The 15,432-nt window shown below is 37.4% G+C and carries 16 protein-coding genes and 1 pseudogene; 10 read left to right on the top strand and 7 right to left on the bottom strand.

What is annotated here, in order from left to right:
* Positions 1-36 precede the first annotated feature (36 nt).
* From HXT27_RS01685 to HXT27_RS01660, 6 genes and pseudogenes are all read left to right on the top strand, one after another.
* Positions 37-669 carry an iron transporter gene (locus tag HXT27_RS01685; RefSeq protein WP_075523855.1) on the top strand — a complete coding sequence of 211 codons (633 nt, stop codon included), beginning with the start codon at positions 37-39 and terminating at the stop codon, positions 667-669.
* Positions 670-797: 128 nt separating this feature from the next.
* Complete coding sequence (locus HXT27_RS01680) at positions 798-2,069, top strand: DUF2318 domain-containing protein (RefSeq protein ID WP_103043407.1); 1,272 nt, start codon at positions 798-800, stop codon at positions 2,067-2,069.
* A gap of 13 nt (positions 2,070-2,082) precedes the next feature.
* Positions 2,083-3,413 (top strand): annotated as a pseudogene (locus tag HXT27_RS01675) (ABC transporter permease).
* Positions 3,403-4,770: an ABC transporter permease gene (locus HXT27_RS01670; protein ID WP_103043409.1), complete on the top strand. Its 1,368-nt coding sequence runs from the start codon at positions 3,403-3,405 to the stop codon at positions 4,768-4,770. Before HXT27_RS01675 ends, HXT27_RS01670 begins: the two are co-directional and overlap by 11 nt.
* Before the next feature lie 96 nt (positions 4,771-4,866).
* On the top strand, positions 4,867-5,712 hold the full coding sequence (locus HXT27_RS01665; protein ID WP_103043410.1) for an ABC transporter ATP-binding protein: 846 nt from the start codon (positions 4,867-4,869) through the stop codon (positions 5,710-5,712).
* Between the two features lie 44 nt (positions 5,713-5,756).
* Entirely contained in the window at positions 5,757-6,392 is a 636-nt protein-coding gene (locus tag HXT27_RS01660; protein ID WP_103043411.1) for an FMN-binding protein, read from the top strand.
* Here HXT27_RS01660 and HXT27_RS01655 read toward each other — a convergent pair whose 3' ends face one another.
* From HXT27_RS01655 to HXT27_RS01640, 4 genes are all read right to left on the bottom strand, one after another.
* A complete protein-coding gene (locus HXT27_RS01655) occupies positions 6,393-6,815 on the bottom strand; it encodes a hypothetical protein (RefSeq protein ID WP_075523850.1) in 423 nt (140 codons plus the stop codon).
* A gap of 532 nt (positions 6,816-7,347) precedes the next feature.
* Positions 7,348-8,520 (bottom strand): exodeoxyribonuclease V, encoded by a 1,173-nt coding sequence (locus HXT27_RS01650; RefSeq protein WP_075523849.1) that lies wholly within the window; start codon positions 8,518-8,520, stop codon positions 7,348-7,350.
* A 34-nt stretch (positions 8,521-8,554) separates the two neighbouring features.
* Positions 8,555-9,208: a response regulator transcription factor gene (locus HXT27_RS01645; RefSeq protein ID WP_103043412.1), complete on the bottom strand. Its 654-nt coding sequence runs from the start codon at positions 9,206-9,208 to the stop codon at positions 8,555-8,557.
* A gap of 34 nt (positions 9,209-9,242) precedes the next feature.
* On the bottom strand, positions 9,243-9,704 hold the full coding sequence (locus HXT27_RS01640; RefSeq protein WP_075523847.1) for a hypothetical protein: 462 nt from the start codon (positions 9,702-9,704) through the stop codon (positions 9,243-9,245).
* Positions 9,705-10,059: 355 nt separating this feature from the next.
* Here HXT27_RS01640 and HXT27_RS01635 point away from each other — a divergent pair, with 355 nt between their 5' ends.
* The 3 genes from HXT27_RS01635 to HXT27_RS01625 all read left to right on the top strand — a co-directional run bounded on the left by HXT27_RS01635 (position 10,060) and on the right by HXT27_RS01625 (position 11,493).
* The gene (locus tag HXT27_RS01635) at positions 10,060-10,650 is read left to right on the top strand and encodes a type IV toxin-antitoxin system AbiEi family antitoxin domain-containing protein (RefSeq protein ID WP_075523846.1); all 591 of its coding nucleotides are present in this window, start codon (positions 10,060-10,062) and stop codon (positions 10,648-10,650) included.
* Positions 10,651-11,029: 379 nt separating this feature from the next.
* Positions 11,030-11,323: a DUF2089 family protein gene (locus HXT27_RS01630; RefSeq protein WP_075523844.1), complete on the top strand. Its 294-nt coding sequence runs from the start codon at positions 11,030-11,032 to the stop codon at positions 11,321-11,323.
* On the top strand, positions 11,320-11,493 hold the full coding sequence (locus HXT27_RS01625) for a hypothetical protein (RefSeq protein WP_103043413.1): 174 nt from the start codon (positions 11,320-11,322) through the stop codon (positions 11,491-11,493). Before HXT27_RS01630 ends, HXT27_RS01625 begins: the two co-directional genes overlap by 4 nt.
* Positions 11,494-11,628: 135 nt before the next feature.
* Here the strand turns inward: HXT27_RS01625 and HXT27_RS01620 are convergent, their stop codons facing one another.
* The 3 genes from HXT27_RS01620 to HXT27_RS01610 all read right to left on the bottom strand — a co-directional run bounded on the left by HXT27_RS01620 (position 11,629) and on the right by HXT27_RS01610 (position 13,795).
* A complete protein-coding gene (locus HXT27_RS01620) occupies positions 11,629-13,080 on the bottom strand; it encodes an ATP-binding protein (RefSeq protein WP_103043414.1) in 1,452 nt (483 codons plus the stop codon).
* A gap of 177 nt (positions 13,081-13,257) precedes the next feature.
* Positions 13,258-13,533 (bottom strand): type II toxin-antitoxin system YafQ family toxin, encoded by a 276-nt coding sequence (locus HXT27_RS01615; protein WP_012913985.1) that lies wholly within the window; start codon positions 13,531-13,533, stop codon positions 13,258-13,260.
* Positions 13,526-13,795 (bottom strand): type II toxin-antitoxin system RelB/DinJ family antitoxin, encoded by a 270-nt coding sequence (locus tag HXT27_RS01610; protein ID WP_075523841.1) that lies wholly within the window; start codon positions 13,793-13,795, stop codon positions 13,526-13,528. Before HXT27_RS01610 ends, HXT27_RS01615 begins: the two co-directional genes overlap by 8 nt.
* 247 nt (positions 13,796-14,042) lie before the next feature.
* On the opposite strand from HXT27_RS01610, the gene HXT27_RS01605 reads away from it, so the two are divergent.
* Positions 14,043-15,293, top strand: a complete 1,251-nt coding sequence (locus tag HXT27_RS01605) for an ATP-binding protein (RefSeq protein ID WP_075523840.1) — start codon at positions 14,043-14,045, stop codon at positions 15,291-15,293.
* The last annotated feature ends 139 nt before the right edge of the window (positions 15,294-15,432 follow it).

Raw genomic sequence — 15,432 nt, 5'->3', positions numbered from 1 at the left:
ATGCTGGTTAAATAAAAATAAAAGAAAAGGCTAAATATGAAAAATAGCAAGATAATTACAATAGCAGCTTTAATGCTTGCTGGTATGCTCGCGCTTTGCGGTTGCGGCTCTAATGGTAATTCTGCTAAGAGTGCTGATAAGCCAGCGTCTTCTGAGCAGAAAGCTGACGATAAAGGTGAAGATAAAGGCTTTGAAGAAGTCCCAGTTGGACCTCATCAAGATCAAAACATTGGTCCTCTTACTATCGGTGCAGTGTATTTCCAACCAGTTGATATGGTACCTGCAGGAATGGGCTTGAAAGCTTCAGAGGCTAGTTTCCATCTTGAGGCAGATATTCACGCAAATAAGGAAGGTACTAAGCTTGGCTACGGTAAAGGCGAGTTTATTCCAGATTTGACTGTGAATTATGAGATTGTTGACAAGTCTAGTGGAGAGTCAGCAGGTAAAGGTACTTTCATGCAAATGAATGCTTCTGACGGTCCTCACTATGGTGCAAACGTTAAGCTTGACAAGGCTGGTAACTATAAGCTCGTTCTTTCAATTGAATCTCCAGAAAAGAAGGGTTGGATGTTGCACGTTGATCCTGCTACAGGTGTGACCGGTAGATTCTGGACTGAGCCAATCAAAGCAACATTCGATGATTGGAAGTACACTCCTCGTCAATGGTAGTAATAATTACTAATTGCTAGTAATTATTGGTAACAGTAAGCAATAGTTGGTAATTGTCATCAATTATTGAATTATATTGTTATCAATTATTGAATTATAGATTGTAAATAATAGCAAAGGAGGGAGTTATGCTCAGACTGTTTGTTGCAGTGCTGCCTGGGCTGCTCCCTCTTGCTTTACTTACAATGGGATTAAATTCCTCACTTAGTGTTGGAGAAGGAAAAGATAAGCCTATAAGCGCGCGATGGAGATTATATGGGTTATCTTTAGGCACAGTTGCTGCACTTATTTTTGCTATTCTTCGCGCGAGCGTAGTAATAAATCAGCGCAATTTTATTAACATGCCTGCATTATGCATTGCAGTTCCAATAGATGTTGCAGCTATTGTTGTTGTAGTTTGCTCACATAAAACTGTTGAAAACTGGCGTGAGCGCCCTATTGTAATGCATATAAGTAATGCGATTGGCGCGATTTCATTAGCATTTACTGTATTTTATGCTCTTCCAGACGTGATTTTGCAGCTTACGATTTTCGTAGATTCAAGTACTCCGCCTTTTACTTCCGATATGCTACTTCGTGCTCTTGGATTTGTTCTTGGTGTTATTGTAGCTATTTGTTTAAGTCTTATGGTGCGTTCATTGCGAGTTACGTCTAACGCGATTTCATTCAAAATTGCAATTGTGATTAGCATGATTATTTTGCTTGTTCAGCACGTAACGTCACTTTTGCAAATCATGCAAGGAAGTATTCTTCTTTACATAGATGATTTTTCTTTCAGTGTGCTTGTTTGGCTTATTAACAATGCTCACATGATGATTATTGCGCAAATTTGCGTGTTTTTAATTCCTGCTGCTGCTTCTGTCATAATCGGTTTTAAGACGGCAACAGTTGGAGAAAATGCTGCACAGATGCGCGTAAAACGAGCATTTAAGAGGAAATCTCGAAAGTCTGCGCTCGCGGCGTTTCTGGCTGCTGTTACTGTAATACTTACGCTTACTTTTGGCGTATCTCTTATGAATGTTAAACCAACTTTGACTCCTCCTGAACCGTACGAATTGCATGATGGAATTGCAACTATAAACTTCGTGCAAATTTCTGATGGCCACCTTCATCGCTTCCAATACAAAGCGAAAGATGGAACTATTATGCGCTTTATTATTATTAAAAAGAATGGTGGAGCGTACGGAGTTGGATTGGATGCTTGTGAAAATTGCGGAGATGCAGGATATTACGAGAAAGACGGTAAAATTATTTGCCGCAAATGCGATGTAGCAATTAACTTAGCGACAATTGGATTTAAGGGTGGCTGTAATCCTATTCCTTTCCCGTATAAAGCTTCGCACGGCAAAATCACTATTCATACTGCTGATTTAGATGCGCTTAGCTCGCATTTTAAGTAAGGAGCAACTTTAAATGTTTATGATACGCATGGTTGCTCGATCTCTTGTGCGACAATTAAAAAAACGCGTTCTAATCGCGCTTGTAGTTTGCTTAAGCGCATGCGTGAGTGTTGCCATGCTTAGTGTTGTTTACGATGTTGGAGATAAAATTAACGCAGAGCTTAGCTCATATGGTTCAAATATTGTTGTTCAGCCAAAATCTAACGCTGTAGTGAATGATTTGTATGCTTCTAGAGAGCGGACGAATTCTTCTTTACGTAGTCTATCTGTTGCAGAAAGCCAAGAGTCAACTGCTTTTTGAAAGAATCGGATGCTGCGAAAATTAAAATGATTTTCTGGGCATTTAATATCACAAATTTTGCGCCGAAAATAAGAGTTCATGCAGATTTGGAATCTAAATCTTCTTCTAATTTAGTAATTCCGATTATTGGAACTTGGTTTAATCGCAAGCTTTCGCTCGCTTCTGGTGAAACAACAGTTGTAGGTGTTAAAGGATTGCGCTCGTGGTGGAAGATACGTTCAGGCAGATGGGCAAAAGATAATCAATCTGAGGCAATGGTTGGTTTTAAATTAGCTGAGCGTTTACGTGTAAAACTTGGTCAGAGTTTGCGTTTGCTTCGCTCAGGGCGCCATGTTTCGTTGCGCGTTGTGGGCGTTTATGAATCTGGCGATGATGACGATAACGCAATTTACGCAAATTCTATTGACGCTCAAAACCTTGCAAATAAGCCGAATATGGTTGATTCGATTGAAGTAAAGGCACTTACTACTCCTGAGAATGATTTAGCGCGTAAAGCTGCTAAGAATCCGGCAGCTTTAAGTCAGGAAGAGTGGGAAACTTGGTATTGCACGGCTTACCCGAGTTCTATTACTTACCAAATTGAAGAGGTTATTCCGGAAGCTGTAGCAAAGCAGGTTCGTCAAGTCGCAGCGTTGCAAGGAAACGTGCTTAATAAAACTCGTGCTGTTATGGTTTTGATGACTGCATTAAGTTTGATTGCTGCTGCAGTTGCTGTAGCAAATCTTATGGCAGCTTCTATCTCGGAGCGTTCTGGAGAGCTTGCATTGCTCAAAGCATTGGGTGCTCGAGATGGTGCTGTTATGCGTCTTATGCTTATGGAAACTGCTGTTATTGCGTTCGGCGGAGCATTGCTCGGTATGATTTTTGGTTTTTCAGTAGCTCAGATTATTGGTTTTACTGTGTTTAGCTCTGCGATTTCGTTCCGACCAATGGTTTTCGTGCTTGTGTTTGTGTTGCTCGCGCTAACTGTTCTTGTAGCTGCAGGCTCATCGATTCGTTCGATTTTAAGCGTGCGTCCTGCGGAGGTGCTTCATGGCAGGTAAATCTTATATGACGTCAAATAATACGATGTTTATCACAATGCTATTTAGCGCGGTATTTCGCCGTAAATCGCGTGCTTTAATGGCTGTTATTGCAACTCTTGTTGGTGCTGCTACTCTGTTTTGTTTGGCTGCAATCTGCTTGGTTGTACCTCAACAGATGAGTGACGAAATGCGTGCCTATGGAGCGAATATTATCGTAACGCCAATTGATGGTGAGTGGAAAAACGGTATTGATCGTGCAATGGTTTTACATACGAATGATATGGTTCTCGCAAAAGGTGTTATGCGTTTTGCTACGTATCGCTATGAAAATGTGCGAATCAATGCAGCTCCGTATGTGCTTGCTGGTGTTGATGTTCGTTTAGTGAAGTCATTAAATAAGCATTGGAATGTTGACGGCGCTTGGCCTAGTAGTGGAAATGTGATGGTTGGGCGTGACGTAGCTCACGCTATGGGATTGAAAATAGGATCTCGTATTTCGATTGCGTATAGATCTACTGATAATACTGTTGGCTCTCATAAGCCTGCAGACAAGCATGATGATAAGTCTTCTGATAGGTCTTCTGATAAGTCTTCTGATAGGTCTTCTGATAAGTCTTCAAGTAAATCTGCAGGTCAATCTACGGGTCAATCTACAACTCAGTCTGCGAATAATTCTGCGCAAAATTCATCTCAACAAAAACTTGTTGAAGGCAGAGTTTCAACGGATATTATGGATACTAACGGCACAACTTTCCGTGTTTGTGGCATCTTGGATACTGGCGGAGCTGAAGATTCTATGTTGTATGCTCTTAATGCGGATGTGAATACTCTTACTGGTGTTAAGCGCGGAGCAGATGTAATTGCTTACTCGTCTTCTGCTCCTAGCGTTGATGCTGTTGTGAGAAGTATCAACGATATGACTTCTATGCGTGTGCGCGCTCAGCAAGTTACTAAAGTCACTGCTGCTGACACTGGAATTATTACGATGCTTCGTAGCCTGTTTTGCATAGTTTCGCTAGTTGTGCTTGTTTTGATGATGGTTGGTGTGAGCACTACTATATCTTCGATTGTGCAGCAGAGGCGAAATGAGATTGGTTTGCGTAAAGCTTTGGGTGCGAGTGAGAGAAGTATTTGCTTTGAGTTCACTATGGAGTCTGGATTATATGGCTTTATTGGCGGAATTGCAGGTACTGCAGTAGGTTATGTGTTTGCGCGATTGCTTGCGAGGATGGTATTCTCCAGAGATTTGAGTGTGAATTGGTGGTTAGTTATGTTTTCCGTTACTTTTAGTGTAATTGCATCTTGTGTTGCTGCTTTGCCTCCTGTTTTGAAGGCTTCGAAAATTGATCCTGCGATTGTTCTTCGAGAAGAATAGTTTTAAGCAAAATCTTTTTAAATTATTCAAGGTTTGAATTGAGAATTTTAGTGAGTTTAGTTGAGGATTTAATATGACACAGAATAAGGATTTAATATGACACAGAATATAGAAAATAAGCTGGAAAGTACTTGTCTTAAGCCAAAAATGCTTTTGACTTTGGATCATATTTCCAAGATTTATGGATCTCTTCGCGCTGTTGACGATTTGTCACTTACTGTTCCGGAAGGGCAGTGGCTTTCAATTGTTGGATCTAGCGGATCTGGAAAAACTACTTTAATGAACATTATTGGATGCATGGATTCTCCTTCTAAAGGCTCTGTGTCTTTACAAGGTAGAAAACTTGAAGATCTTAATTCTGGACAACTTGCAGACGTTCGTAAAAATGTAATTGGACTTGTGTTTCAAAAGTTTTATCTTGTTCCGCATTTAACGGCTGTTGAAAACGTTATGGTTGCGCAATATTATCATTCTGTTGTTGACGAAGCTGAAGCTTTGGATGCTTTGGATCGAGTTGGTTTGAAGGATCGCGCTCATCATTTGCCAAGCCAACTTTCAGGTGGTGAGCAACAGCGTGTTTGTGTTGCTCGCGCACTTATCAACTGCCCGAAGTTACTTCTTGCGGATGAGCCAACTGGTAATTTGGATGAAAAAAATGAGCAGATTGTGCTCGAATTGTTTAAACAACTACACAATCAGGGAACGACTATTATTGTTGTAACTCACGATTCTTTGGTAGCTCAATGTGCAGATCGAGAAATTATGCTCAATCACGGTGTTCTTGTTGGTGAGCGTTGGAATAATGATGATGCGCGCAAAACGTACGAGGAGATTGGTGGAAAGCCTGCTTTTACAAGTGCTCATGTTGATGAAAGTGTTGCTGAAGTTTTACAAAGTCATGATCCGACTAAGTCGCCTAAATTAGCGAATTTAGATGATTAGTTGCGCGAAGTTTTAAAATATACAAGATTTGAAGGCGATGTTTTATGGTTTCAGATAACACGTTTCACGATGTTTCACGCAATGAGTTGAAAACTAAAAAAGTTGCAAAAACTGTGGCTACGCTTGCGGCTATAGCTGCGTCATCTGCTATGTTTTCTGCTTGCGGTGAGCCTAATGCTGTGCCAATGAACGATGAGTTTGCTGGAAATTCTGGTCAAAGCGCGGACGATGGTGGTAATCCTTCTGGAAAGTATGATTCTGGAGCTCAACAATCTCAATCTTCTGCGCAAATTGAGGATTCTGCTGATTCTAAAAATCAGCAGAACCAGCAAAATCCTCAAAATCCTCAAAATCAGCCTAAAATCGACACTGGTAATTACAAAGATGGCGAATATAAAATCAAAGCTACATATGGTCCAGTTGCAGAAGACAGTTTTGACGTGAATCTAAATATTGCAAGCGGTAATGTGAGCAGCGTTGAAATCACGCCTCACCCTTTTACGCCTGTTTCAAAAAAGCATATGGACGCTTTCTCTAAGGTGATTTCTAGCAAAATCGTTGGGAAGCCGCTAAAAGATTTGCATATTTCGGTTGTTGCTGGAGCAAGTTGGACTAGTGACGCATTCAACAAAGCGCTTGACGTTGCGCGCAAAGAGTCTTCAATTAACTCTGCAAAATAATTACATAACGCGCTCGCGCTGAGCAAAAGAAAGAATCATAACCAATACGCTATGTACGCAAAAATTCAAGCATATGAGAATTGTATTTACTTCAGAGCCTGGATAATATGCATAATTTGTCATAGGAACTTGTAGTAGTTCTGCTAATGATTGTGCATACATGCAAATAAGCGTAGATATAACAAAAAGTGCTACTAATATTATTGACATTATCCAGCGTTTGCGCTCGCGACAAAATGCAATAACACAAGCCAACAATACAAGATTTACTACACTCGTCCATGCAAGACCGGCATATAAAATATACGCGTTCGATGTGTTAATAAAATATCTATATGCAAGAGTAAGTATGCATATTGCGTCAAGTGGAATAAATAATAACCACGCATACTTGCGTTTACAAATGTCCTTTAACGAATTCATTATTTACCTCCTTCATAAAAGAATAAAAAATATCATAAAATTTTAATATTTAGCACGTACTGATAAAAGAAACTAGCAAAGCGCTAGTTGCATGCATCTTTACGGTGCAACTAAACAACACACTGAAAATTTTACTATTGCATTTATATTGATGTCAATAAAATCATAAAACGATGCCTTATGTATCTAGAATTGTTGTTTTGCTGTTATGAGTATTGTTTTGCTGTAAATATCAATCAAATATATTTAATATATTAAAATGTGTGATTTTGGTTTTAATCATTGAATGTGCGCACTGTAATAGTTGATTAACGTTGTAAACATGACGCATGTTGTAGTGGCGGATTTTGCGATTTTTGCAATTTTTGCCACGATAACTCTTATAACATAGCAACAAAACAGAATTTTGCATCACAGATTAACCGCTTGCTTGAATCTGTTTCGCAAGAACGCATCCAAATACTCGATTGAAATAGATCTAAGTACTCGATTAAAGCGCAAGAAAGTACAATAAGTTATTCTTGCACAATGGCTATTTCTCTACATGAAGTGGAACGTGTACATTAATAATCCACGAATCGCCATCTTCAATAACTTTAAAAGTTCCGCCAACTTGTTCCGCAAGCATCTTATGAAAACGCAGTCCATATCCTAATTGCAAGTTAGCAAGAATACCGCGTTGCGCACTATTTATACACGTAATATGACATTCATGGTCATTAAGCATTACATTCATAGCGTATTCTTTAGGCTTTGCAGCATGCTTTTTTACGTTCGCAAGCAGTTCTCTGCAAATATATTCAATTTGAGCACATTCTTCAAAAGGCAAATGGATTGACCTAGAATCTTCAGCAGCTAAATCACTACTCAAATCAATGGAACCAATATAACCAAGCTTTTCAAATGACTTTTGTTCACAGTCAAATAAAACACGTAAGCCTGTGCAAAAATCTTTATAACATGTAGTCGATTGCATAACATCGCCAGTGCTTGCAGTTGCAGCATTGTCAAGAAGAGAAATAATATTACGTGCTCTATGAACAGTTGTAGTAGCACGTTGAAGAATCTCTCGCGAATTTTCATTCTCTTGGTCATGAGTTGTTTGAGGTTCAATAGATTGTTGTGCCATTATCATAATGCTGGAAAGCTCATTAGTTACTTCATCGTGCATGCGAATTGCTGCAATAGTGGTATATTTTTGAAAAACGTTGTAACGCTGTGCAAATAACTGTTCCTGTTGCTGGTGAATAGTAGAAATATAGTATTTTACAATTGCGCTAGAAATAAGAGTGATAAGAAGCCACCACCCCAACACATAAGCGTTTTGAAAATCGCATATAATAAATAACCATGAAGATACCCCGCAAGAAGAAAGCGCTGTGTACCAAGGTTGAGTAATTACAGCAATTGCCAAACAAATCAATATGGTAAGCATCATAGATGAATAGTTGATATTTGGCGCAATAATTACCAACGGCATCCAAATAAGCACAATAAAAGATGCTTTACGAGGCCATATTGCAATGCATAAGCAGATTACAATCCATACTATTTCAACCGCAATTGCATGACAATTAGAGTAGTAATGAAGATTATTATAGAAACAAATTTCAAGAATCAAAGTACAACTTATGATTGCACCAATTCCAATTTTCTGCCAAGCATCATGCGGCAAAAAATTGATCATACGCGTTAATAATTTCATAACTACCTACTTTTACACGTTAATTTCTTACACGTTATATGTCATGCGAATATTTTGCGAGCGCAGCAAGCGCCTGCATTCGACTTCGGACGTGAAGTTTTCCATAAATACGCCGTAAATGCGTGTTGACTGTTGAAACTTTCACATTAAGCTGATCTGCAATCTCTTTCGTAGAATACCCCTGTTTGCACAAGCGCATAATTTCCGATTCTTGAGGAGACAAAACTGAAGTCTTCGGAAGTTGAGAAATCATATTAAATGATTCTTGCGGAGTGTGAAAATAGTCAATATATTGTGGCAATTCTGGACACCCATAGCTTGTTGTGCGCGATTGTATAGCTGCAACTACGTCTGATAAATTGTCTTTATGTATTAACGCTTGACCACCCGACTTAGCAACTTGCAATACGTATTCATCTAACATGTAGGAAGTAATGCCAATTAAAACAATATTGCTATTGCGCTCGCGAATTGCTTTAATTACATCAACGCCACTCATTTCCCTCATTGACATATCTACTAAAAGTACGTCAGGAGTATTTTCTGTAACGCAACGATGAATAGCTTGTTTTGCAGAAGAACACATCCATGCACAAACAAAGTTTTCAGGCAAACGACTTTTTAGAAGAAGTTGCATATATCGCAATACAAGCGTGTCATTATCAACAATTGCGTAAGTAGTGTTCATACAATATATGGTATCTTGTTTGGGAATCCACTTATCAAGAGATGTGCGATTGTATTGTTTTTCTCAAATTATCAAGATTGTACACATTAAAGTGCCATACGCTAGCACTTTCCGTTGGCACACTCCATTCTTCGGTTTTACTATTGACAGTAAAGCGAATTATTTGAGTTGTTGGCTTATTTATAACTTCAAAATTAGTGAGTTGATTCCACGTAATGCGATGAAGATGCTTATCGTCTAATTTAGCTAGATTGCCCGAGCCTAAAATGGCATTCGGATTAACAACAATAAACTCATTATCAGTGGCGGCAACAATACGCGCATCAACGCTTTGCGCTACATAGAATAATCGAGGTAATAAAAATAGTTTGATTAAATCTTTCCACCAAGGGTCGTACTTCATAGTAAGCACATACGTTTTACCAACTGAAAGATTATGCGCTTTAAAGTACTCAACAATATCCTCTTCTCGTATACCGCGCAAAGGATTAGTCATAATAAGCACCTACTCGTGATTCTTGTTTTGTAAATTATCAACATACTAACGTGCAGATTTTATCTACACAAATAGGCGTACCTATTTTTAACGATAGTGCTTTTAGAAAACTTTTAAAAACTTTTACTATTAGCAGTTTGTATGTTTCCAACAATCAATATTTAAGGATATTTCCGTTTTGGAATTATTTTTAAGTAGAGACGTACTTATGGAGTTATCGTGGCAGTTTTTGCTAATTTTGCAATTTTTGCCACGATAACGTGCTTAAAAAAAATATAGCGTTGCAATTCTTTGTTGCTTTTACACTACAAAAAATATAAAATATTAGTATGAAAGCAACAGAAGTGAGGCTATTGTGTCAAACAAAGAGATACTCCTTAACTATTTAGATAATAATCATGGAATAATTACATACAAGGATTGTAAAACATTAGATATTCCAACTATATATTTAACTCGTTTGAAAGACGAAGGTGTTCTTAATCGAATTGAAAGGGGGATTTTTCTCTCTTCCAATGGTGATTATGACGAATATTACTTCTTTCAATATCGTTATCCACAGGCCGTATTCTCTTATGTTTCAGCTCTTTATCTTCAAGGTTTTACAGATGAAATTCCACAACATTTTGAAGTAAGCGTTCCTAGAGGATATCGTTTTAATAATCCACCCTCAAATTTAGCTATTCATTGGGTTTCAAGATTGTATAGCAAGTTAGGCGTTACTAAAACGGCTACCCCAATGGGGAATGAAGTACGTGTCTATGATTTTGAACGTATTATTTGTGATTTTATAATAAACAGAAACAGCATTGATTCTGAACTCTTTGTTAAAACTCTTCAAGCTTATAGTAAGTATAACGGGAAAGATCTTATAAAACTTCATGAGTATGCAACAAAAATGAATATATCCAATAAAGTTAAGCAAACACTGGAAGTGCTACTGTGAATAAGGCAAAATCGGCAGTGGCAAAATTATTCGAAAAAATATAGCTATACGAAAGGAATAACATTTTCAAGCGTACTCGATGAAATTATAAACTTATTGAACGTTCTTAATGCTAAGCAAAATGACTAAATTTTGTACCCATTGGCGACATAAAAATGTCGCGTTATTTTTATGAGGTTATCATAAATGTTGATTTCTCGCCATTTATTGCGTATCTCTATTATTTGCGCTGGCGACAAAGCGACAATTTTGGCGACATAAAAATGTCGCTTTGTATCATATTTCTCATGCTTATTCTTGACAAAATCATACAGTGACTTTAATATTTTTAATAAAAGTTTAATTTAATTAAAGTTTATAGGCTGAAGAAAGGGGTGATATGGATCATATTCCAAGATGGATGGCTAATCTCACAGACGAAGACATGTCGTTTATAAAGAACTTTGTATTATCGTCTGGATCGTTAAAAGAAATGTCGCAAATGTATCAAGTCTCTTACCCAACGATGAGAATCATGCTTAACAGGCTCATTGAAAAACTGCGCATAAGCGACAATGAACCAGAAGACACGTTCGTTCTTTTAGTAAAGAGTCTTGCTATTGACGATAAATACGATGTTGACACAGCTCGAACACTCATAAATGAATATAGAAAAAGAAAGGATGAATCATGAGCTATGCATTATTTGGTCCGATAATTGACATTCTTATTGTATTTGCTATATGCGTATTAGTGTTATTTATTGCAAGAAGTCTTATTCGCTATGCGCATTCTCTTAAGAAAGATGATAAGTCATCTAAGCAGTCTGCAGAAGATAAAAGAATTGCGTTACAGGACTTATAAAATACAAAAACGAGTTATCGTGGCAGATTTTGCGATTTTTGCAATTTTTGCCACGATAACGTGCGATTACGGTTTACGCGATATAGTCGCATAACTATTGCGTGTAACTATAGTTACGTAACTATTGTTGAGTAATCAGTTAAAAAACATTGTTTGTGCGTCTACGAAGTTGATGCTTGTTTTAGCATGACGAGGATTGTAAGAAGTTGGATACTTTGTAAAAAGCATAAATATTTTCTTATAGTCGCGATTTTTTGCATTCTCAACTAAAGTTGCGTGCTGCAACAACTTGCTCACTGTTTCAGCTTCGTTGAGATTATTACGCCACTTACATTCTGCAATAAGAAGTTGCTTGTTAATATCGTCTTGCGCAACAATATCGATATCAGTTTGTTCACGAGCAAAAGGATCGGCACCCCACCATTTACCTAACTTAGTTGGCAAAAAGTCCATTCCACCAATTTTGCATTGGTGCACAATCCACTGTTCGCACATTTTCTCAAACTGTTGACCTACAAAAGCACTAAACACTTCATGCTCACCACCAAGAACGCTACTTGCGGCAGCGTGTGAAAGTCCGCGTTCAATCAATCCTTTATTAGGAGCAACAAACCTATACCAATACGCAAAAAATGGGTCACAAATCTGCCATGATCCTTTTTTACAATTAAGTGGATTCATGCCAAATGGAATATTTCTTTCAATCAGCCCAAGTCCTTCTAATGTTTTCAAATACACGTTCACTGATGTAGCTGGCAATCCAATACGATCCGATATTAAAGTCGGAGTATTGCATCCCGTAGCGAGGGCATTTAGCACACTATTGTACGTTGAAGGATCGCGCAATTCTTGGCGCATAAGCATGTCTGGTTCAGCGTACAAAATTCCTGAAATGTTAAAGCATAATTGCTCAAGATTTTCCGCAAACGTAGAATTATCATCCAACTGCTCAATATAGTATGGTGTTCCTCCGAGTGATGCAAAATAGTTGATTTTATCTTCCCAAGTAGCATTATTTGGCATAAGCTCAGCTGCTTCAAAAAGATTAAATGGTTGCAAGCGAACCTGCGCTGTACGTCTTCCATAAAGCGGACTCTTCTTACCAAGCACTTCACTTTCCATGAATCCTTCGTTACTGCCACACAAAATAAGAGTCATGTTTGCATTCTTAAATTTATGATCTATCGCAATTTGGAATGTTGACGCTAAGGATTTATCTGCTTGAGCTGCGTAAGGAAATTCATCGAAAACTAGAATAAGTGGAGATTGAGAAGCGTTCTGATCTGCGTTGTTAGATTGTTGTGCAATAAAATCAAGAGCATCGTTCCAATTGTTAAATGATCCTGTAGTTGCGGGGAGATTGAAGAAATCATATACAGTGCGAGAGAAATCGCGCAAATTCTCAATATTAGTTTGCTCGCGAGCAGTAAAAAGTATTGCGTGCTTATTTTTACAAAATTGTGAAATAAGCGAAGTTTTTCCTATTCGTCTTCGACCATAAACTATTGCCATCTGGAACGAGTGCTTACTGTTTTCATACAGTTTTTCAAGTACCTGTAACTCGTCTTTCCTGCCGACAAAAACCATATTCCACCTGCTGCTATGCCGATAATTGCAATATTTTTCAGTGCATCTTATAGCTGCCTAAATTGCACTCAAGTTATTATAATCGCGATTATTATAATCGTAATTATAATAATCTAAATTATATTATTTTTCAATATAATCAACGCAATCGCACGTTATCGTGGCAGTTTTTGCTAACTAGAATAAGTCGTCGTGAGATCCTAAGCGTAGAAATATAATGCAATCTTCTTTAACTTGATACAACAGTAGAACATCTGCAGACACATGCAATTCATGCACGCCTTTGTATGAGCCTTTAAGAATATGATCTCTATAAGTTGCAAGCTCGCGAGAATCTGCACCATTGCAAATAAGTCTCACAATATTGATTACTTGCTCAATATCGTAATGCTTCTGCTTATATTTCTTAACATCTCGCAGATAGATTGGACTATAAAATGGCGGTTTAGGCATTGCGCATCAGCTCAGCAAAATCGTCTACAGTGCCTGCAGCTATTGGTTTTTCTTTCATAGCTTCATCAATAGCGTGCTCATATGTAGAACTTTCAAGTGAAAATGGGAAACGTTGCGTATTTACAATCTGATACAAGAATAGGTTGACTGCTGAACTCATATCAAGACCATAATGTTCAAGAACTTGCGATGCACTATCTCGTATTTCTGGATTAACTCTTACACTTAATCTGCCTGTTCTAGCTGTTTTTGTAGAAGTCATGTCGTTTCCTTTAAGCTCAAAATCATAAATTTGTTATTCATGCTTTGCTTTATTATAACAGACCTACAGCACCCAACGTAATACCAAAGTAGCACCATTGTGTACACAATTATTACAAAATAACAAGTTATCGTGGCAAAAATTGCAAAATTAGCAAAAACTGCCACGATAACTCGGTTTTTGCGATATAATATAACTCATACGCCAATACGAAAAAGGCGTTTGGCTCTTGTAAAAGGATTTTGCTATGACCGTGAATCAAGAAAAACTGTATCGCCGCGAAAAGTATCTTAGCAAAATTCGCGCGTTTTACGATGATAGCGATCTTATAAAAGTGATTACCGGAATTCGCAGATGTGGCAAATCAAGTCTTATGCGAACAATTATTGATGAGCTTAAAGAACGAAGTAATCCAGTTCCAGAATCTAATATTATTTATATAAATCTTGATAAACGCGAATACAGAAACGTAAAATCAGCCGATCAGCTTGACTTTCTTATAGAAAAACTTACTAATACTAGTGGCTTAAAATACGTGTTTCTAGATGAAATACAAAATGTTAAAGGATTTGAAGAAGTATTAAACGGCTTTCGAGAAGAAGGCGGATATTCTATTTTTATAACGGGATCCAATTCCTATTTGCTAAGTGGTGAATTAGCAACAAAATTAACTGGAAGATATCTTGAATTTGAGATGTTTCCGCTAAGTTTTGACGAGTATGAAGATTTCAAAAAATTCTATGATAAACCAGTAGATTCCGACATTAGTAAAGAGCTTAATAATTATATTCTCGAAGGTGGTTTCCCTCGTACTATTGCCATAGATAATATGAGTGACAAGCGAACGTATGTAAGTAATGTTATTAAAGAAATTTTTGATAAAGATATTAAAACTCGAGTAAAAATTAAAGATACGCAAGCATTTGAAGCTGTACGTAACTATATTATTAACAATTTTGGCGCTACGACTAGTATCAATAGCTTGTGCGAATCTTTAAAGAAGAATGGATTAGCTATAAGTCGTACTACTTTAGCAAGGTATATTCGTGTTCTTTTGGATGCGAAAATCATTTATGAATGCCCACGTTTCGACATGAAATCAAAACGTGCTCTTTGCGGAGAAAAGAAGTATTACTTAGCAGATTTAAGTTTTTATTACTCTCTCAATACGGATAATCGCATAAACTATGGTCCTACTTTGGAAAATATTGTGTACTTATACGCTAAAAGCTTTGGATACTCTATAAGCGTTGGTCGTATTGGAAAGTTGGAGTGTGATTTCATTCTGCGCAATGCAGATATGGATTATTCTTACGCGCAAGTAGCTTATACGATTTTGCTGAGTCGTCAAACAGAAGACCGCGAGTATAGGGCTTTAGAAGCTATTCATGATAATTATGAAAAATATGTTATGACCATGGATTCACTTATACAAAAACGTAACGGCATTAAGCACGTAAATATTGCAGATTTTATTAAAAATAAGCAGATTTTTTAGAAAACTAGAATAAATAATCTGTGCGTTATCGTGGCAGATTTTGCGATTTTTGCAATTTTTGCCACGATAACTCCATAAGTACGCGGATATTTAAAATAGTTCCAAAACGGAAATATTCTTAAATAATTAAATAAAAAAG

Source organism: Gardnerella bivia (genome assembly GCF_049262715.1).
Lineage (GTDB): Bacteria > Actinomycetota > Actinomycetes > Actinomycetales > Bifidobacteriaceae > Bifidobacterium > Bifidobacterium vaginale_A.
Note: the sequence above shows the minus strand (reverse complement) of the source record. Positions and strands in the feature narration are given on the sequence as shown.

Excerpts from the sequence above, each read along its gene's own strand:
- HXT27_RS01640 (WP_075523847.1), bottom strand. The coding sequence starts at position 9,704 with ATGACTAATCCTTTGCGCGGTATACGAGAAGAGGATATTGTTGAGTAC.
- HXT27_RS01610 (WP_075523841.1), bottom strand. The coding sequence starts at position 13,795 with ATGACTTCTACAAAAACAGCTAGAACAGGCAGATTAAGTGTAAGAGTT.
- HXT27_RS01655 (WP_075523850.1), bottom strand. The coding sequence starts at position 6,815 with ATGAATTCGTTAAAGGACATTTGTAAACGCAAGTATGCGTGGTTATTA.
- HXT27_RS01630 (WP_075523844.1), top strand. The coding sequence starts at position 11,030 with ATGGATCATATTCCAAGATGGATGGCTAATCTCACAGACGAAGACATG.
- HXT27_RS01670 (WP_103043409.1), top strand. The coding sequence starts at position 3,403 with ATGGCAGGTAAATCTTATATGACGTCAAATAATACGATGTTTATCACA.
- HXT27_RS01680 (WP_103043407.1), top strand. The coding sequence starts at position 798 with ATGCTCAGACTGTTTGTTGCAGTGCTGCCTGGGCTGCTCCCTCTTGCT.
- HXT27_RS01650 (WP_075523849.1), bottom strand. The coding sequence starts at position 8,520 with ATGAAATTATTAACGCGTATGATCAATTTTTTGCCGCATGATGCTTGG.
- HXT27_RS01605 (WP_075523840.1), top strand. The coding sequence starts at position 14,043 with ATGACCGTGAATCAAGAAAAACTGTATCGCCGCGAAAAGTATCTTAGC.
- HXT27_RS01645 (WP_103043412.1), bottom strand. The coding sequence starts at position 9,208 with ATGAACACTACTTACGCAATTGTTGATAATGACACGCTTGTATTGCGA.
- HXT27_RS01620 (WP_103043414.1), bottom strand. The coding sequence starts at position 13,080 with ATGGTTTTTGTCGGCAGGAAAGACGAGTTACAGGTACTTGAAAAACTG.
- HXT27_RS01615 (WP_012913985.1), bottom strand. The coding sequence starts at position 13,533 with ATGCCTAAACCGCCATTTTATAGTCCAATCTATCTGCGAGATGTTAAG.
- HXT27_RS01625 (WP_103043413.1), top strand. The coding sequence starts at position 11,320 with ATGAGCTATGCATTATTTGGTCCGATAATTGACATTCTTATTGTATTT.
- HXT27_RS01660 (WP_103043411.1), top strand. The coding sequence starts at position 5,757 with ATGGTTTCAGATAACACGTTTCACGATGTTTCACGCAATGAGTTGAAA.
- HXT27_RS01685 (WP_075523855.1), top strand. The coding sequence starts at position 37 with ATGAAAAATAGCAAGATAATTACAATAGCAGCTTTAATGCTTGCTGGT.
- HXT27_RS01665 (WP_103043410.1), top strand. The coding sequence starts at position 4,867 with ATGACACAGAATATAGAAAATAAGCTGGAAAGTACTTGTCTTAAGCCA.